This is a genomic window from Pseudoalteromonas umbrosa (assembly GCF_030125375.1).
Taxonomy (GTDB): domain Bacteria; phylum Pseudomonadota; class Gammaproteobacteria; order Enterobacterales; family Alteromonadaceae; genus Pseudoalteromonas; species Pseudoalteromonas umbrosa.
On the sequence record NZ_JASJUU010000004.1, the window covers coordinates 256,872 to 274,413 of the forward strand.

General features: G+C 40.8%; 16 protein-coding genes. 6 read left to right on the forward strand and 10 right to left on the reverse strand.

All coding sequences use genetic code 11. The features are described from left to right. Positions 1-8: 8 nt before the first annotated feature. On the forward strand, positions 9-1,379 hold the full coding sequence (gene radA, locus QNM16_RS16035; protein WP_039611945.1) for a DNA repair protein RadA: 1,371 nt from the start codon (positions 9-11) through the stop codon (positions 1,377-1,379). Between the two features lie 9 nt (positions 1,380-1,388). Beyond that, positions 1,389-2,312 carry a hypothetical protein gene (locus QNM16_RS16040; protein ID WP_284021454.1) on the forward strand — a complete coding sequence of 308 codons (924 nt, stop codon included), beginning with the start codon at positions 1,389-1,391 and terminating at the stop codon, positions 2,310-2,312. 59 nt (positions 2,313-2,371) lie between these two features. Here the strand turns inward: QNM16_RS16040 and QNM16_RS16045 are convergent, their stop codons facing one another. Beyond that, positions 2,372-3,709 (reverse strand): peptidoglycan DD-metalloendopeptidase family protein, encoded by a 1,338-nt coding sequence (locus tag QNM16_RS16045; RefSeq protein ID WP_284021455.1) that lies wholly within the window; start codon positions 3,707-3,709, stop codon positions 2,372-2,374. A 151-nt stretch (positions 3,710-3,860) separates the two neighbouring features. Here QNM16_RS16045 and tyrS point away from each other — a divergent pair, with 151 nt between their 5' ends. Next, positions 3,861-5,060, forward strand: a complete 1,200-nt coding sequence (tyrS, locus tag QNM16_RS16050) for a tyrosine--tRNA ligase (protein WP_284021632.1) — start codon at positions 3,861-3,863, stop codon at positions 5,058-5,060. A gap of 38 nt (positions 5,061-5,098) precedes the next feature. On the opposite strand, the gene QNM16_RS16055 is transcribed toward tyrS, so the two are convergent. From QNM16_RS16055 to folE2, 4 genes are all read right to left on the reverse strand, one after another. Continuing rightward, the gene (locus tag QNM16_RS16055) at positions 5,099-6,043 is read right to left on the reverse strand and encodes a cobalamin biosynthesis protein CobD/CbiB (protein ID WP_284021456.1); all 945 of its coding nucleotides are present in this window, start codon (positions 6,041-6,043) and stop codon (positions 5,099-5,101) included. Continuing rightward, positions 6,044-6,751 carry a 5'-methylthioadenosine/S-adenosylhomocysteine nucleosidase gene (gene mtnN, locus QNM16_RS16060; protein WP_284021457.1) on the reverse strand — a complete coding sequence of 236 codons (708 nt, stop codon included), beginning with the start codon at positions 6,749-6,751 and terminating at the stop codon, positions 6,044-6,046. It lies immediately after the preceding gene. A 117-nt stretch (positions 6,752-6,868) separates the two neighbouring features. Continuing rightward, a complete protein-coding gene (locus QNM16_RS16065; RefSeq protein WP_063361072.1) occupies positions 6,869-7,459 on the reverse strand; it encodes a DUF2726 domain-containing protein in 591 nt (196 codons plus the stop codon). A 104-nt stretch (positions 7,460-7,563) separates the two neighbouring features. Continuing rightward, the gene (gene folE2, locus QNM16_RS16070; RefSeq protein ID WP_284021458.1) at positions 7,564-8,484 is read right to left on the reverse strand and encodes a GTP cyclohydrolase FolE2; all 921 of its coding nucleotides are present in this window, start codon (positions 8,482-8,484) and stop codon (positions 7,564-7,566) included. A 262-nt stretch (positions 8,485-8,746) separates the two neighbouring features. On the opposite strand from folE2, the gene arcB reads away from it, so the two are divergent. Further along, on the forward strand, positions 8,747-11,074 hold the full coding sequence (gene arcB, locus QNM16_RS16075) for an aerobic respiration two-component sensor histidine kinase ArcB (RefSeq protein ID WP_284021459.1): 2,328 nt from the start codon (positions 8,747-8,749) through the stop codon (positions 11,072-11,074). Positions 11,075-11,078: 4 nt separating this feature from the next. On the opposite strand, the gene arcA is transcribed toward arcB, so the two are convergent. The 5 genes from arcA to trmB all read right to left on the reverse strand — a co-directional run bounded on the left by arcA (position 11,079) and on the right by trmB (position 16,039). Next, positions 11,079-11,804: a two-component system response regulator ArcA gene (arcA, locus tag QNM16_RS16080; protein WP_063361069.1), complete on the reverse strand. Its 726-nt coding sequence runs from the start codon at positions 11,802-11,804 to the stop codon at positions 11,079-11,081. 107 nt (positions 11,805-11,911) lie between these two features. After that, positions 11,912-12,439 (reverse strand): YfiR family protein, encoded by a 528-nt coding sequence (locus tag QNM16_RS16085; protein WP_284021460.1) that lies wholly within the window; start codon positions 12,437-12,439, stop codon positions 11,912-11,914. Continuing rightward, positions 12,439-14,058, reverse strand: coding sequence for a sensor histidine kinase (locus QNM16_RS16090; RefSeq protein WP_284021461.1), 1,620 nt, complete (start codon positions 14,056-14,058; stop codon positions 12,439-12,441). The genes QNM16_RS16085 and QNM16_RS16090 overlap by 1 nt, the downstream gene beginning before the upstream one ends. 145 nt (positions 14,059-14,203) lie before the next feature. After that, positions 14,204-15,241, reverse strand: a complete 1,038-nt coding sequence (locus tag QNM16_RS16095; RefSeq protein WP_284021462.1) for a methyltransferase — start codon at positions 15,239-15,241, stop codon at positions 14,204-14,206. Between the two features lie 72 nt (positions 15,242-15,313). After that, positions 15,314-16,039 (reverse strand): tRNA (guanosine(46)-N7)-methyltransferase TrmB, encoded by a 726-nt coding sequence (trmB, locus tag QNM16_RS16100; protein WP_284021633.1) that lies wholly within the window; start codon positions 16,037-16,039, stop codon positions 15,314-15,316. A gap of 125 nt (positions 16,040-16,164) precedes the next feature. Here trmB and mutY point away from each other — a divergent pair, with 125 nt between their 5' ends. Together mutY and QNM16_RS16110 are read left to right on the forward strand one after the other, a co-directional pair. Beyond that, positions 16,165-17,223, forward strand: coding sequence for an A/G-specific adenine glycosylase (mutY, locus tag QNM16_RS16105; RefSeq protein ID WP_284021634.1), 1,059 nt, complete (start codon positions 16,165-16,167; stop codon positions 17,221-17,223). 38 nt (positions 17,224-17,261) lie between these two features. Next, positions 17,262-17,534 (forward strand): oxidative damage protection protein, encoded by a 273-nt coding sequence (locus QNM16_RS16110; protein WP_046356858.1) that lies wholly within the window; start codon positions 17,262-17,264, stop codon positions 17,532-17,534. Positions 17,535-17,542: the final 8 nt, after the last annotated feature.

A 17,542-nucleotide genomic window follows, 5' to 3' on the forward strand; every position in this document is an offset into this window, starting at 1 on the left:
TGATTTATATGGGAAAAAAGAAAACCGCATTTGTATGTAGTGATTGTGGAGCGGAATTTGCTCGTTGGCAAGGGCAATGTTCTGAATGTAAAGCCTGGAACACAGTAACAGAGTTTCGTGTCCCTTCTGTGAAAGCTGCGCCACGCAGTGCTGGGACCACTGGTTATGCAGGTGTTGTAGAAGCAAAAATACAGACATTAGATGAAGTAAATCTAGAATCTTTACCAAGATTTTCAACGGGTTTTAAAGAGTTTGATCGCGTTTTAGGTGGCGGGGTCGTGCCTGGTAGTGCCATCTTAATTGGTGGTGAGCCTGGGGCCGGTAAAAGTACACTGTTATTACAGACTATGTGTTTGTTAGCGCAATCGATGCCAACTTTATATGTGACTGGTGAAGAATCATTGCAACAAGTTGCAATGAGGGCTAAGCGTTTAGGGCTGCCCACAGATAAATTAAAGACACTGGCGGAAACCAATGTTGAGACGATTTGTCAGTTAGCATTGAGAGAGAAACCAGCCATCATGGTAATTGACTCTATTCAGGTTATGCATATGACTGATGTACAGTCCGCGCCGGGTAGTGTCTCTCAAGTACGTGAAAGTGCGGCTTATCTAACGCGTTTTGCGAAGCAAAACCAAGTGGCAATCATTATGGTTGGCCATGTAACCAAAGATGGTACATTGGCTGGTCCAAAAGTGTTAGAACACTGTATTGATTGTTCAATATTACTTGAAGGCAGCAGCGATAGCCGCTTTCGGACACTGCGCGGAAATAAAAACCGCTTTGGTGCGGTGAATGAACTCGGGGTCTTTGCAATGACGGGACAGGGCCTCAAAGAAGTCAATAACCCGTCGGCTATTTTCTTGAACCGAGGAGAAGAGCAAACACCGGGTTCGTTGGTGATGGTAATTTGGGAAGGCACTCGGCCATTGTTGGTTGAGGTACAAGCATTGGTTGATTACTCTCAGTTAGCCAACCCAAGGCGCGTAACTGTCGGTTTAGAACAAAATCGTCTTGCTATGTTACTGGCTGTTTTGCATCGTCATGGCGGCTTACAGGTCGCAGATCAAGATGTGTTTGTCAATGTAGTTGGCGGCGTGAAGGTGAATGAAACTAGCGCAGATTTGGCTTTGATCACGGCATTGGTCTCGAGTTTTAAAAATTATGCATTGGATAAGCAGCTAGTTGTATTTGGCGAAGTTGGCTTAGGTGGAGAGATCCGCCCTGTGCCAAGTGGTCAAGAAAGGTTACGAGAAGCGGCGAAACATGGCTTTAAACGTGCTATTGTACCAGTGGCTAATAAACCGAAAGAAGATATCGAAGGCATGGAAGTGATTGGCGTTTCCAGCTTAAACGATGCATTACAAGCGCTATTTTAAGGAATTACTATGAATAAAGCGGCTCTCACAGGTGTAGCACTTGCGGTTGCAGGTGGTGTGATTGGTGTTAACTGGTATGCAAACAAAACTGCCAGCGATGTTGTGGCACAGCAAGTAAAGCAGTTCTCAGAACAAACAGGCTTTGCAGTAAGCTATCAAAATGTTGATTACAGTTTGCTTAGCAATACCGTTGTATTGGAAAGCATCTCGTTTAAAGAGCAAGACGGTGAGCACGCATTAATTGATATTGAGCGCTTTTCTCTTAAGGGCTATGAAGAAGGAAAAGTGAGCCCATTAACAGAGTTACAAATCACAGGCTTGTCCTTGGCTCGCGAATTAAAATCGGTTTCTGCTCCCGTAATGCCCAGTACGTTGCTCAATGCGAAATACAATTTGAATTCGACCATGCGTTATGAAGATAGCACAGGCGACAGTCAATTTGATTTTTCCGTGTCAGCTGACCAAGTTGTGAACTTTGCCATGGATATTGCATTGTCTAATAGTAAAGACTTAATGGATTTACAAACTGATATTCAGCAGATGCATAGTCAAGGTGAGATGTCTTTAGAAGCTGAATTGCAAATGCAGAGTAAAATGCTCAGTGCATTACAGTCTTTGCAACCAGTGGATATGTCTTTTTCATTAAAAGATGAAGGTGAACTCAAAGCGTTAGTTGATGAGTTATTAATGAAAAATGGTTTAGATCATGAGCAGCTTAAAGCAATGCTTGCGATGCAAATGGAACATGTACCGGCCAGTGAAAATGCCAAGCAGGCAATCCAATCATTTGTTGCAGGGCTTTCATTATTAGAAATCAGTATGCAGTTTCCAGAGGATACTAGTTTTATGCAGCTGGGCATGCAGCTTCAACCACTTGCTGGCAACCCGCAAGCGCTGGAAGAGTTTCTCAAGCTGAAAATAGTGGGTAGATAACAAATAGCGAAAAGCAAAAAGGCGAGGTATACCTCGCCTTTTTTGTGTTTTAACTTTGTTTACTTGTCATTTAGAGCAAGCATTAGCTCTCGTTTACGCTCTAGTCTTACCAACATCTGTTCAGCAAGTGGTTTAAACTTAGCAAGCTCTTGCTTAGGTAGTGGTAATGACTTAGGTAATTTAACCGTTCTCGGATTGCGGTGTGTACCGTCAACCAAAAATTCATAATGTAAATGAGGACCTGTTACACGGCCTGTCGCACCCACAGTACCAATTTTTTGACCCTGCTTAACTTTTTGTCCAGACTTTACATGTAGCTTATGCAAGTGAAGATACTTAGTCGTGTATTGGCTACCATGCTCAATAAACACATAATTACCGTTAAGGCGGTTAAAGCCTGCTTTGGTAACGCGACCGTTACCCGCTGCAACTACTGGGGTACCTACTTTTGCTGCGTAGTCAATACCTCTGTGAGGGCGTACTTGCTTGGTAACTGGGTGTAGTCTGCGAGGATTAAAGTTAGAACTTATATATTTAAAGTTTACCGGTGCGCGCAAGAAAGCTTTTTTCATACTGCGACCTTCTGGTGTATAAAATTCACCATTGGTGTGTCGAATCGCCGTATAGCGGTCACCTTGGTTCATAAATTCTGCGGCGATGATTTTGCCATTACCAATTTCTTCACCATCAACATAGTGAGACTCATAGACCAAAGTAAAAGAATCGCCTTCTCGAATATCGTTGGCAAAGTCGACATCCCAACCAAAGATATTGGCAAAGTTCATGATTTGTCTTTGTGTTAGGCCTGCTGAAATACCTGCAGTCCAAAAGCTTGAGCGGATCTTTCCGCCTGCCGTTTTTTCGCGTGTTTCAATTTCTTTGCTGGTGATTTGTGTCGCATACTGACCGTTATCGTTTCGCGTCACGTACAGTGTGTCAGTTTTTGATAAAACGTACTTGAGTTGAGCGAGGTTGCCTTGTGCATCACTTGCGAAACTGAGTGTCTCACCAGGGTGGATTTTTGTCAGTTTACGGGTTTCTTCATTGGTATTGACTAGGTTATGGAGAGTCTGAGCCGAGTATCCCGCGCGTTTAAATAAGACGGCAAGGCTATCACCTGAACGTACTTTATGGTCAACATAGTCATAACTAATTGTATTTTCTTGCTCTTCAGGCTTTTCAACCTCAGCACTTAGCGTCGTTAATTGCTCAGGCTGTTGCTCTTCTACTTTGATTGGAAGCTCATAACGCTTGCCAACTTCTAATGCATCATCTTTATGATCTTTAGATGCGGTGGCTTTTTCAGAGGGCAGCAAAGCTATCCCAACCATCGCAGCTAGCAAGCCGGCAATAAGCATTTTGTGTTTTTTGGGAAGCTTATTTACTGCAGGTACCATAACGTGCCTTTTTCGCTGTCAAGAAATTTTATGAATAATAGTGCAGCATATACGTAATAAAGCGTTAATACCAGTATTTTGTGCATTTAAACTCCGTGCAATATAGGCTAGAATCGAGCGATAAACTGAATATTGTGTTGGAGTGATAATGGTGGACATTGAAACTGCATTTGCTGAAATAAAGCGCGGTGCAGAAGACATATTGATTGAAGATGAACTGAAAGAGAAATTAAAGTCAGGGAAAAAGCTGCGTATTAAGGCTGGATTTGATCCAACAGCGCCTGATTTGCATTTAGGCCACACAGTACTAATTAATAAATTAAAAACTTTCCAAGATTTAGGTCATGAGGTCATTTTCTTAATTGGTGATTTTACCGGCATGATTGGTGACCCAACTGGTAAAAATGTCACTCGTAAGCCACTTACTCGTGAAGACGTACTTGCTAATGCAGAAACGTATAAAGAGCAGGTATTTAAAATTTTAGATCCTGAAAAAACGACGGTCGCGTTCAATTCTCAGTGGATGGAGAAATTGAGCAGTGCGGACATGATTAAGCTTGCATCACGTCAAACTGTGGCTCGTATGCTAGAGCGTGATGATTTTAAAAAGCGTTATGCTGGCGGTCAGGCAATTGCTATCCATGAATTCTTATACCCACTAGTTCAGGGTTGGGATTCTGTTGCATTAGAAGCGGATGTTGAGCTTGGTGGTACGGATCAACGCTTTAACCTATTGATGGGCCGAGAGTTACAAAAAGAAGAAGGCCAAAAGCCGCAAACAGTTCTGATGATGCCTCTGCTTGAAGGTACTGATGGTGTGCAAAAGATGTCAAAATCTCTAGGCAACTATATTGGTATCACAGATGCACCAACGGAAATGTTTGGTAAAGTCATGTCGATTTCAGATGATTTAATGTGGCGTTACTATGAGCTATTAAGTGCTAAGTCTTTGTCAGAGATTGAAGCGTTAAAAGAAGAAGTGACAGCTGGTCGTAACCCACGTGATATCAAAATTGATTTCGCAAAAGAAATGATTGCTCGCTTTCATAGTGAAGAAGACGCTCAAGCTGCTCATCAGGACTTTATTAAGCGTTTCCAGAAGAATGCATTGCCAGACGATATCCCTGAGGTATCAATTAGCATCGAAGGCGACACCACGTTTATCGCTAACTTATTAAAAGAAGCGGGTCTTGTGGCGAGTACGTCAGAAGCCATGCGTATGATCAAACAAGGTGCAGTGAAGCTCAATGGTGAAGAGAAAATCACGGATACTAAGTTAGAAATCGCTAAAGGCAGCTGTGAGATTTACCAAGTTGGTAAACGTAAGTTTGCTAAAGTAACGGTAAACTAACTGTCAGGCTAGATAACCAAGTAGCGGCTGCTACTTGGTTATATCAAATTAATTGCAAACCAAATTAAAACAGTCAACCCCAACCAAAACAACCGCATACTGCTCAACAATTTAATCATTTGCTGTATGTCATTTATCTCAGGCTGCCTATCACTACCAATCCGGATGTTGTCAAAACGCTCGTTGTTGTAAAACCTTGGTCCTGCAAGTTGCACATTTAAGTTGGCTGAGAATAATGCGAGTACCCACCCGGAATTCTTATTAGCGTAATGTTGTGCATAGTGTTTTAAATAGTGGTTTGTCTTCGAGAGGTTTTGTGTGAGTGCCATGATAAGAGTAAAGCTGCGAAGTGGTAGCCACTCTAAAATATAGATTGCGCGTTGTACCGGTCGCATAAACGGGTGCTTGATGCTGAATTGTTGTCGCCAGCTATGGTCGGATAGCAATAAAAGTTTATAAACTAAGGCAAGATAGGGCCCTGCGACAATATAAAAAATTAGGATTAGATAAAAGTGGCGTACGGTATTCAGTGCCAGTGAATCCAGACTGGCTTTGACTACCCCGATTTCGGATAGCTTGTCAGTATCCCTATTGGCTATACTGGTTAAAAGTTGCTTGGCGGATCCTTTTTGTCCTAGGGATAAAAGCTTTGCTATGCGCTTAGCGCGTCCTTCAAAGTGAGTATCTAGACATAAAAAGAGGATTAGACCGCCAAACCATTGAGGGTAGAAAGAAATATATGACAATGCATAAAGTAAAACGACAATGGTAATGATGGGTAAAAAACAGGCTAATGCGCCACTGAGGGAGTGATGCGCGTCAGAGTTTTTTTGCCGTACTACCCGTCTCGCTAAATTACTTGTAAGCAGAGAAAACAGTGTATTGGGGTGGTAGAGTTTTGATAGCTGTAAGCTAAAAGCACATAGCACTGCTAGGCAAAAGATAAGCAAGCCCTCTTGGGCTTGCAGTAAAGCGAGTGTCACTTACAGAGTTACCTTCTGTAGCTCTTCAAGTAAAGCGACAACTAGCTTTGAAGAGTTAACTGAAGCAACTTCTAAGTATTCATCAAAAGACTGCGGTGACTCTTTGCCTGCAATATCAGACAATGAGCGGATCACAACAAATGGGGTATTTAATACGTGGCAAGCCTGCGCAATTGCCGCGCCTTCCATTTCAACTGCAAGCATGTTTGGGAAATCTTGGCGGGTTTTTTCAATACGCACTGGGTCGCACATAAATGAATCACCGGTACAAATTTGACCCACCATGGTTTGAATATCACCTACAGCATGAATGCTGGCCTCGGATGCTTTGATAAGAGTTTGGTGAGCTGCAAAGCCTGCTGGCATTTGCGGTACTTGTCCCATTTCATAACCAAATGCAGTGACGTCAACATCATGGTGACGAACTTCACTTGAGATCACTACATCACCGACATTCAAAGAAGGCTCAAAACCACCAGCAGAACCGGTATTAATGACACAGTCAGGCTCAAAGTTGTCGATAAGTAGTGTCGTTGCCACTGTTGCTGCTACTTTACCAATTCCTGATTGTACAAGTGTTACTTCATGGCCACCAAGCTCACCAGTAAAAAATGTGAACCCGCCTTTAGTTAGTGTTTTAGGAGATTGCATAGTGTTACGTAAAATTGTAACTTCTTGCTCCATCGCACCGATAATGCCAATCTTCATAATTAATCTCTTTGTATTTTAGTTACTGCTCATTATATACATTCTTATTTTGAAAGCATTATTTTGGTGGCAAAACAGTAAAAGTTGCTGCTGAAATATCCAGCAGCAACTAAGAGGTTAGATTTCAGCAAGCTGTGTGCTAGCTGCTTTTGCTTGAGATGGAGATAGAACAGCTGGTTTGTTGTTACGATTGCGTACCGGTTTGGTCTTGTCAGGTTTTTGGCCTAATTTAAATAAGATAGCTGCACGCACCTCTGGACTTTTATAACCAGACTTTATCTTCATTCTAATGTGTGGGATACCCGCAGATTCCAACGCACCACTGACAAACCAGTCTTTTTGTGCCTTATGTCCATTTTTATTTGAGTTATTTACTAAATCAACGGCTGCAACTATGTTTAGAGTGCTTTTATCGACGAGTACGTAATCTAGCTGTTTGTTCTGCGCTTTTGTAATTGCAGAGCGACGTGCTTTTTTAGATAGACCAGGTTTACATTCAATCACATCAACTAGCTTTACACGGCTAACAATTTTGTATCTATCGCCGACGGCGCGTTCGAGAAGTTGTAAAAAAGAAGCTTCGACAGTGGTGAAAACCGATTCTTTTCGATTAAACGGATAAGGATTGCCACCCACGTCGGTATATTTTGAAATTACGATAGAGGCAATAACTACGAGCGCTAAAATAGCTAAAAGTGTTAATTCCATAAATCACTCCACGACAACAATTTGACTTTGATAATTTATAAGCAAAGAGTGTGCCGAAAGTGATGTTATGGCGTTAAAAAAGGTATTTAACGCCGATTATATGATTAAGCTTTATAGCCTTGCTCTACGCCTTTGACCGCGAATGCTACTGCATCGTGAGCATGCAGCGATTCATAGTGATTAATTTTGACGTAAAAGTCTTTGTAGTCTTGCTTATCAAGTAGTGCTTTGAGTTTTCTCGCTGCGTCTTCACAGAACATTAAGTTTTGACCATTTAATCTTGCAAACTCTTGTTCGTCTTCTCTTTTAACTGCTGCTTGAACAGGGGTTTTAAGTTCTTGTTCTGCAATATCAATTAAGCCCTTAATATCAAACTCTTTTACATCAGTTGGTAGTTGCACCTTAATATTAGCAATAGAGCGTTGTGAGTGTGGTGTAGCCAGGATCCCTTCAGTTGTACCAAGCCAAGCATGTACACTCTCGTGGTCTAATGGTTGACCAGAAAACTTTTCCTCAAATGCATTTTGGATAAGCTGCCTTGCTAGTGCTGCAGAGCAAGGGCAGGTCGAAGAATAGGTGACATCAACAGCCAGCTCAATGCTAAGTGCTTGCTCTTTAATAGTGGCGGTAATAGTCACAGGGTAGCTCTTCCAGCCTTGTTTGCCGCTTAGTAATGAAGCTCTGCGTAAAGGTAGCTCAAAATTAAGGACAACTTTTGCCGCATTACTGAGGTCTTTGTGTGTTGTCACAAACTGGTCAAGTACAGCAGCTAATGTAATTGGTGTCAGTGTTTGTTCACAAGAAAGTGTATCTAAAGCTAAAAACAACCGAGACATATGAATGCCCTTTGCATCAGGCTTGTCTAAGCTGACAAAGGCATCGGCCTTAGCATTAACTGGGATCTCATTGAGGTCTTTACTCGCTAACTGCAGTGGTAGTTCGATATCACCCATTCCTACCCAATCTAAAGTTCCTGTTTGCAACGCATCTGCACTGTGCGCAATGTCCGGCATTGAAGTTGGCATTTAAACTCTCTTTAATCACGACATCAAAAATGCTGTTATATTACACTAAAACGAGTTTTTTTTCTGTGGATATTCTCATTTTGAATAAAGAAAATGTCATATATTGTGCAATATTTGATACATTATCACATTTTTTGTAAGGTTAATTGTGTTCGGTATTTTGCTAAGCATTTGAGATTTTTCAACAAAGTTACTCTCCTAGGTTGCTCGCATATGTGCTCAGCTGAGGTATAATAGCGGCGTTAACAAGGTGACTATTATTATGCTTGATTCTTCATTTGGGTCTTGGGCTCGAATTCTCTCTAATTTGGTTCGAAAATACGGTGAACGAAAGGCTGGTGCCATTGCTTATGTACTAGTGCTGATTGCCTCATTAGTTTTGTCCTGTATGTTTTTTTATGTTGCACTGGGTTCAGTGACGTTAGTCAATGTTTTATCAGTTATGGTGTTTGCAGCGTTAACGTCGCCATTACTGATATCTGTTGCTGTATTTGCAATTCGTCAATTGGAAAGCTCAAAAGAATATTTAGAGTCTGCAACACAGCAAGAGAAGCTCTTGAACCAGACTTTAAAGGATAATATTAATCGTCTTAACAATGAAATTGATGAACGGAAAATGGCGCTGCATGCCAAGCATCGTGCAATCGCTGAGTTGAGGAATGAAATAACAGAACGTCGCAAGGCAGAACAAGAGCTCGCGCAGCAGAGTATGTTATTACGCTCTATTGTGGACTCATCTCCTGATCTATTTTATTACCGTGACGAACATGGTGTTTTCGCAGGCTGTAATAAAAAGTTTGAACAAGTTATTGGTATAGATAGTGAAGGGCTAATTGGTAAAACCGCAGATGAAATCTTCGCTGATCAAACCACACCCAAAGTGCTTGAAACAGATACACAAGTAAGTGCCACTCAGCAAACGCTGTCTTTGGATGTTGAGTACCCAGTAAAGGATGAAAACCGCTGGTTTGAAATGCGAAAACTGCCTTTCATTAACGATGAAGGGGAGTATATTGGCTTGCTTGCATTTGGGCGTGATATAACAAGCCGTAAAGAAGCGGAGCAAGCGTTAGAAACTGCTTATAAGGATAAAGGAAAGTTTATTGCCACTTTGAGCCACGAGCTTAGAACACCACTTAATGGTATTGTTGGCTTAACCAGAATGTTGCTTGATACTGAGCTGACACAGCAGCAAAAAAGCTGGTGTAATACAGTATTTTCGAGTGCGGAAACACTAGGGAATATCTTCAATGACATCATAGACCTAGATAAGATTGATAGGGAACAGTTAGATATTGCAACTGACAGCATAAATGTTTCTGATTTTATTAATGACGTGGTTAATTTCTCTGATTTGATTGCTGGGCAAAAAGGTTTGGAATTTAAGATCCAACGTTCAGGCGTTTTGGATGTCTATGCACTTTTAGACCCAACAAGGTTACGCCAAGTGTTGTGGAACCTTATTAATAATGCAGTAAAGTTTACTCATCGTGGTAATGTGACATTAGAGTGCCGTAGAGAGAACCGTGAAAGCGGTCCATGGCTAAGTATGAGTATAATTGATACTGGGGTTGGTATTTCCGCTGAACAGCAGGACAGGATCTTTGAAATGTACTACAAGGCGCCAGATGCAGAGGGCAACAATGCAATTGGCTCTGGAATTGGCTTGGCGGTTACAAAAGCTCTGGTTTTGGCGATGAAAGGCTCAATTTCTGTAAGCAGCTTACCAGGTCAAGGTAGTCGCTTTGATGTTGAAATCCCCTTGGAGTTGTGCACTGCACCAAATCAGCAAAGCTATGCAGGAAGGGAGTTATATATATTACTAGTTGAAGATGTTCCACTTAACGCTGAAATTGCGACAAACCTATTAGAACAACGCGGACATGAAGTGATCTGGGCTGAAACCGGTGAAGACGCTCTATCGCTTGTACAAACAGAAGATGATTTAGACCTTATTTTATTGGATATGCAGCTGCCCGATCTGAACGGTGATGAAGTAGCAAGACAGATCCGAGCGGATAGTCATTTTGATTCACTTCCAATCGTCGCCTTAACAGCAAATGTGCGTAGTGCAGAGCAAGAGTTGAAAGGGATTAGTATCCAAGGAGCATTAGCAAAGCCCATTAACACCACTAAACTTGATAAGATGTTGGCTGAGTTGTTTGGTATTGATAGTGTCAAAGACGATGCGAATGCTCATCAACAAAATACGATTGAAGTGTTAGAAATAGAGCGAAACCTACTCGATATAGAAACGATCACAGACTTTGTTGCATCAATGGGAGTCGATACTTTTAAACGCAGCTGTGAACTCTTTGCTAAGCTTAACCCGACATATTGCGATGAGTTAAGGGTAGCCAATAAAGGTGGAGATGTGGCTGAGTATGGCTCTGTAGCGCATAAATTAAAAGGTGCTGCTGGGTCTGTTGGCCTTAAGTCTGTTCAGCAACATGCTAAGGTCATGGAGACGGAATGCGAGGTTGTGTCTTGTGAAGCTCGTGATCTTTGGTTGGAAGAACTGGAAGAATTAATAAGAGAAGGGCAGGGTGCCCTTCACTCATTAATTGCAAAACTCGCTGAAAACTCTTAGCGAACTATGGTTGAGTGCTATCGATTTTACCGATGAAACGGTAGCCTTCACCATGAATCGTGCTTATAAGCTCAGGGGTGTTACTGTCAGTTTCGAAGTGTTTACGAATACGACGAATAGTAACATCAACAGTACGGTCGTTTGCGCGTAGCTCACGGCCTGTCATGTGTTTGATAAGCTGTTCGCGGCTGAAAATGCGACCCGGAGAGTCAAGCATTAAACGAAGAGCTCTATATTCACCTTTTGGTAGACGCTTAGATTCACCCGTTGGTGAAGTCAAACAGCGACTATTTTCATCTAGTTCCCACCCGTTAAAAGTGATCACACCATTGCTGTCAATAGCCGACTCTTCTGGTGTTGAACCTGTACGTGAAATTAAGTTACGTACACGAATAGTTAGTTCACGAGGGTTGAACGGTTTTGTGACATAGTCATCAGCACCGATCTCTAAACCTAAGATTCTATCGACATCGTTATCACGACCTGTTAAGAAAATTAAGCCTACATTTTTTTTCTGGCGTAACTCACGAGCTAAGATTAGGCCGTTTCTACCAGGAAGGTTTATATCCATGATTACACAGTTGACATCGTCGTTTGCTGTCAATTTTTCATGCATATCATCGCCATCAATGGCTTCAATTACCTTATGACCTTCGGCTTCAAATAAACTAACGAGGTTCAGTCGAGTTACGTCTTCATCCTCAACAATTAGAATGACTGGCGTTTGCATTATTAATTAACCTTTTCGGAATGTTTTATTTACAAAAACTTCGGTGTTATATAATAAAACCGAATGTTAACGATTATAGGAGTATATTCAATTGTTAACAAGTAAAATCAGTCAGGATAGAACTTAGAAACTGCGAGTAGTCTAGAGAGCACTTTAAAATTATGTTGCGCTACTTCTTGCCTGTTAATATATAACCGAATTTTACTCCCTTCTTGGACCAAGGAAGCAATCCCACCCCCTTCTAAAAATTCGATACTTTCGCCTACAGTCACCATATTTAAGGTAATTGTATCGGTCCAAGTGGATAGTATATCATCTTCCATTGTTTCATCAATGTATGTGATATCACAGCGCTTGGAAAGTTCCCTAAAAGGGTCAGAAAGATTAACTTTTATTATATCTATGGGTTTACCTCTTATTTTTAAGTTATTATTTTTATTTAAAATAGCTCCCGGACCATGATTTAAATCATAAAAGCAAAATCTGGTTACTTGCTTATTTTTTTGTTCTGGAAAATCGATTAACTTTGCCATTTGATATAAAAAAGCAGATCGAATTTCATGAGGTGATTTAGCGTCAACGTTTAAACTACAAAAAATAAAAATAAATGCAGCTATTAGGTACATTATTTTCATTAAATTACCCCTTTTAGAGGCAAGGTTATAATAAACTTAGTACCTTTTTTATTATCATCAGAAAGGGTTATAGTTCCGCCTAAAGCTTGTGTGATCAAATTATAAACAAGGTGCATGCCGAGGCCGCTACCGCCTTCTCCACGCTTGGTGGTTACAAATGGATCAAAGATCCGTTTTTTGACGGCGTTAGATACACCGACACCATTATCTTGGTAGATAATTTCTAAAGTCTGATGATGTTGCTCTACATGAATATGAATCTGATTATCTTTAAGATCTAAGAAGCCGTGAATAAGCGAGTTAGATAGAAGTTGCTCAAAAACTTGCTGTAATAGTCCAGCTTTAGTTCTAACGTTCAACTGCTCAGAGCAAGAGAGTTGCCAAGTCACATTTTTTATATCGATTTCAGCACGCATACTGCTGATAATGGCATTAAATAGCTTGTTGATATTGACTTCTGAGCTGACCTCTACATCTTGGCTGACTGCTACCTTTTTAAAGCTGGATATGAGTTCAGCGGCGCGATTTAAATTGCGGTAAATTAAATCGAGGTTCTCAATGCCGTCATGAATAAAACGTTCTAATTGCTTTGAAGTGAGGGTTTTTTGTTCAAAAGCTGCGTTTATATCTGCAAGCTTATCTCGCAATAACGTTGAACCCGTCACACCCAGGCCTATAGGCGTGTTAACTTCATGGGCAACGCCTGCGACCATTTGGCCAAGCGAAGCCATTTTTTCATTCTCAACAATTTGATTTTGGTACTGATGCATTCGTTCCAACGTGTTTAGAAGCTCTTGGTTTGCTTCTCTGAGCGCGATAGTCCGCTGATTAACCTTTTCCTCTAAGTTTTGATTGAGTTGTTTTATTTCAAGTTTATCAGCTTGATGGCGAGCAAGCTGGTTTTGGGTCCGCGCGAGCATAATATTCAGATTATTTGCGAGCATATTAACTTCTTCGATATCACTTTTGGTCGCTCTTGCAGAGTAATTGTGGTTTTTAGAAACATCTTGAAGCATGATCGATAGTGAGTCTATTGGGTTGGCAATCCGCTTCTGAATTGCACGTGCAACAAACAAAACCAAAATAAGTACGATTAGTGTTAGTGCAATGTCGACCAATATCTTTTGATTTATGTATTGTGAGAGGCGTTCCAAGCCGCCTCTCACGTAGACATACCCTTCTACTTTCCCTTCGTATTCTACAGGAATGATCAGTTCAACGTAGTCTGTCGATACCTTAGGTTCTTTTAGTGCTTCAATTTCATTTACTTTTAGAGGCACTGGAGGCGTTTTACTTGCGTTGTAACTGGTAAAAAAGACAGGTTTGTTGGTCACATCATCAATTGCATAAATATGAATGTTTTTAACTAGTTCGACTTTGTTAAAGGATTTGAGACGTTTTTCTTCAGTTTTTCTGTCATCAAAAATAAGGGTGATCTGAGCGTTAAAAGCGATGATTTCAGCAATCATTTGTAGCTTATTTACGATCAGCTTTTTTTGCTCTTTAACATCGAGGTAGGTTGAAATAGATATGGAGAGTGAGAGCGACAAAGCTGTTACTAACATAACAGCACTTATCAAAACTTTTCTTATACTTGTTTTTGTTGCGTGTTTTCCCATTGTGCGCTCATAGGTGGACCTCTTAACAGCTAACCTTAGTTTAGCAGCTTAGTTAAGTAAGTTAACAAAAAAGCAGACAATTCCCCTGATCTTATCGTTAGCATTTGGGTTGAAGGCACATTTGGCTGGCGTACAAAGCAGAGTTTTATACTTTCTGTGCCTGATATACCGCGAACTTTGTATTTTTAATTTCTGTTTTAAAGTGTGCAAAGTGCTGCTCAATGATGGGCGGATATTTTAAAAAACTGTTGGCAACGATTTGTAAATTAGCGCCTTTTTTCATCATATGCTTTGCATTTGCTAAAAATGTCTCAGCGATACTGTAGTCTGTGCTCAGGCCAGTATGAAATGGAGGGTTACTGACAATCATATCAAATTTAGTTGTTACTTGCGTTAGTCCATCGCTCAGGATGAACTGCCCATTATGACCGTTTAGTTTTAGTGTTTGTTCACTGGCATACAGTGCTAGTGCACTGACATCTAAACAGTACAAGGATAAATTGGGTTGCGTATTTAACATGAAGGTTGCTATCAATCCTGCTCCACAACCAAAATCAAGTACATCACCTTTGTTGGGGATTGTTAAATGGTTAAGCAGTAACTCTGTACCGACATCAAGCTTGCCATGATTAAAGACGCCAGGCACACTGATAGCAGCAAAGTTTTTCTCTGCTACCTTAACATTGAAAGTATGGTGGTAATTGGCAATATCAAAGCTGTCTTCAGCAGTAAGCTCGTTGAATTCGTATAGGATACAATGTTTAGCACTGTCTAATTTATAACTTGCTTGTGCATAGGGTTTAAGTTGTTTTTCAACCGATTTTACACCGCCTTTATTTTCCCCTACAACTAATAATCGAGTTGCTTCACCAAGGTTTGCTCTAATGTTAGTTAACATCATATTTGCCTCAGGTTTAGATTTCGGATAGTAATAAATTACCAAATCTAAGTTATCTATATTAGGCAAGCTATGATTAACAAAACTGGTCACGTTTTGGTATTTGGTGGCAGCAAGGTGGTCGGCAAAGTTATAACTAAAAGCGTAAATTTGCGCTGTGGGATTTACCTTAGTTAACTCAGACAAAAAACCATCATCATTATGATTAATAACTAGAACTTTTGCGCCATGGAGTTCCTCTTCATTGCGAAGTAAAAGTAGGCTAGGATTTGATAGTTTTTGCATGATGTATCTCAGGTAATTATCTAGTATCGATATGAAGTAAAAGGGGCAATCAAGCCCCTTATTAGAGCTTTTTTAAGCTATGCGCTCAAACATTAGATCCCATACTCCGTGGCCCAGTCGATGGCCGCGTTGTTCAAATTTTGTCAGAGGTCTAAAGTCTGGTCTAGGTACATAGTCATTGTTTTCAGACTGGTTACTATATCCTTCTGCTTGTTGCATGACTTCCAACATATGCTCTGCATAGTTTTCCCAGTCAGTTGCCATATGAAAGACACCGCCTACTTTTAATTTAGCTCTGATCTTCTGTGCAAATTCGGTTTGCACAATACGACGTTTGTGGTGACGCTTTTTATGCCAAGGATCTGGGAAGAAGAGCTGTAATTTACTCAAGCTACTATCAGGGATGCAATCAGCTAGTACTTCTACTGCATCGTGCTCGAAAACACGTAAATTGGTTAAGCCATGTTCATCCGCTTCCATCAGACAAGCGCCGACACCCGGACGGTGAACCTCAATGCCAATAAAGTTTTGGTCAGGATTATTTTTAGCCATCTCAACCAGTGATTTACCCATACCAAAGCCAATTTCTACAACTACATCATTGTCGTTGCCAAATATTTCACTGAAGTTGAGTAGGCCTTGGCTGTGCTCAAGTCCAAGAGTTGACCAGCACTTTTCTAGCGCTGCTGCTTGACCTTTAGTTAGGCGACCTTCACGTTTTACAAAGCTGCGCACTTTACGGATGTATTTACCTTCTTGCTCAGCCTGCTCTAGTGCTTGTTTACTCGATTCGTTCATTGTCATCATCTGCGGTGTAAAAATTGGGCGCACATTATCCCTGTTCACGCGGATAAGTACAAGAGCTTGACGTTTTTAAAAACCTTCTTACACTGGCGCGTGAAGCAAGTAGATTGAGAATAAAGATGCCCGTTGACCGTCAAACAGCAAATTGGTTTGCAACACAAGTTGTAGATTGGTACCACGTCCATGGCAGAAAAACATTGCCGTGGCAAATAGATAAGACCCCTTATAAAGTGTGGGTTTCTGAAGTTATGTTACAGCAAACACAGGTTGTAACCGTGATCCCATACTTTGAACGCTTTATGTCAAGATTTCCGACAGTGATTGACTTAGCTGATGCGGATGAAGATGAGGTATTGCACCATTGGACTGGCTTGGGGTACTACGCGAGAGCTAGAAATTTACATAAAACAGCTAAAATTATTCGCGATAAATATCAGGGCAAGTTTCCTGAGACTTTTGAGCAAGTTGTAGATTTGCCAGGTATTGGGCGTTCAACTGCAGGGGCCATATTGTCACTTGCTCTGGGACAGCATCACTCTATATTAGATGGCAATGTCAAAAGGGTATTGGCACGCTTTTTTATGGTAGAAGGTTGGTACGGGGTTAAGAAGGTTGAGAACCATTTATGGGATCTGACCAAGGCTGTTACGCCTTCAGGTGATGTCCGTGAGTTTAACCAAGCAATGATGGACTTGGGAGCAAGCCTTTGCTCGCGTTCTCGGTTTCAATGTGAACCGTGTCCGTTGGTCGATAAATGCATGGCTCATAAGAACAATAGAGTAAAAGAGTTTCCAAATTCGAAGCCCAAAAAAGAGAAGCCTAAAAAAACAGCCTATCATTTAATGGTAAAAGTCGATGATAAAGTGTTAATGGAAAAGCGTCCAAATAGTGGTATTTGGGGAGGGTTATTCGGTTTCTTTGAATTTAAGGAACTAACTGAGCTGGAGACTTTTTTAATTCAGCAAGGAGTTGATGCGACAACCCGTACTTTAGAGCCATTTGTTCATATATTTACGCATTTTGAACTGACGATTACCCCTATTTGTGTTGAGTTACAGCAAATTCCTGATTGTGTCCATGATAATCAATTACTTTGGTATGATGTTAGTCAGCCACCTGAAGTAGGGCTTGCGGCACCAACGAAAAAGTTAGTTAAAGTATTAAAGGCAATGGGTTAAACTGTTTCCATTAATAAAGATAGAGAATAGGTGAGAAAATGGCACGTACAGTTTTTTGTCAAAAATTAAACAAAGAAGCGCCAGGTTTGGATTTTCAATTATATCCAGGTGAAGTAGGCGAGCGAATTTTTAATAATATTTCAAAAGAAGCTTGGCAGCAGTGGCAACACAAGCAAACAATGCTGATTAATGAAAAGCACTTGAACATGATGGACCCAGATCACCGTCAACTTCTAGAAGAGCAAATGGTCGGCTTTTTATTTGAAAACAAAGAAGTTGAAATAGAAGGGTATAGACCACCTGAAAAATAAAAAAGCTG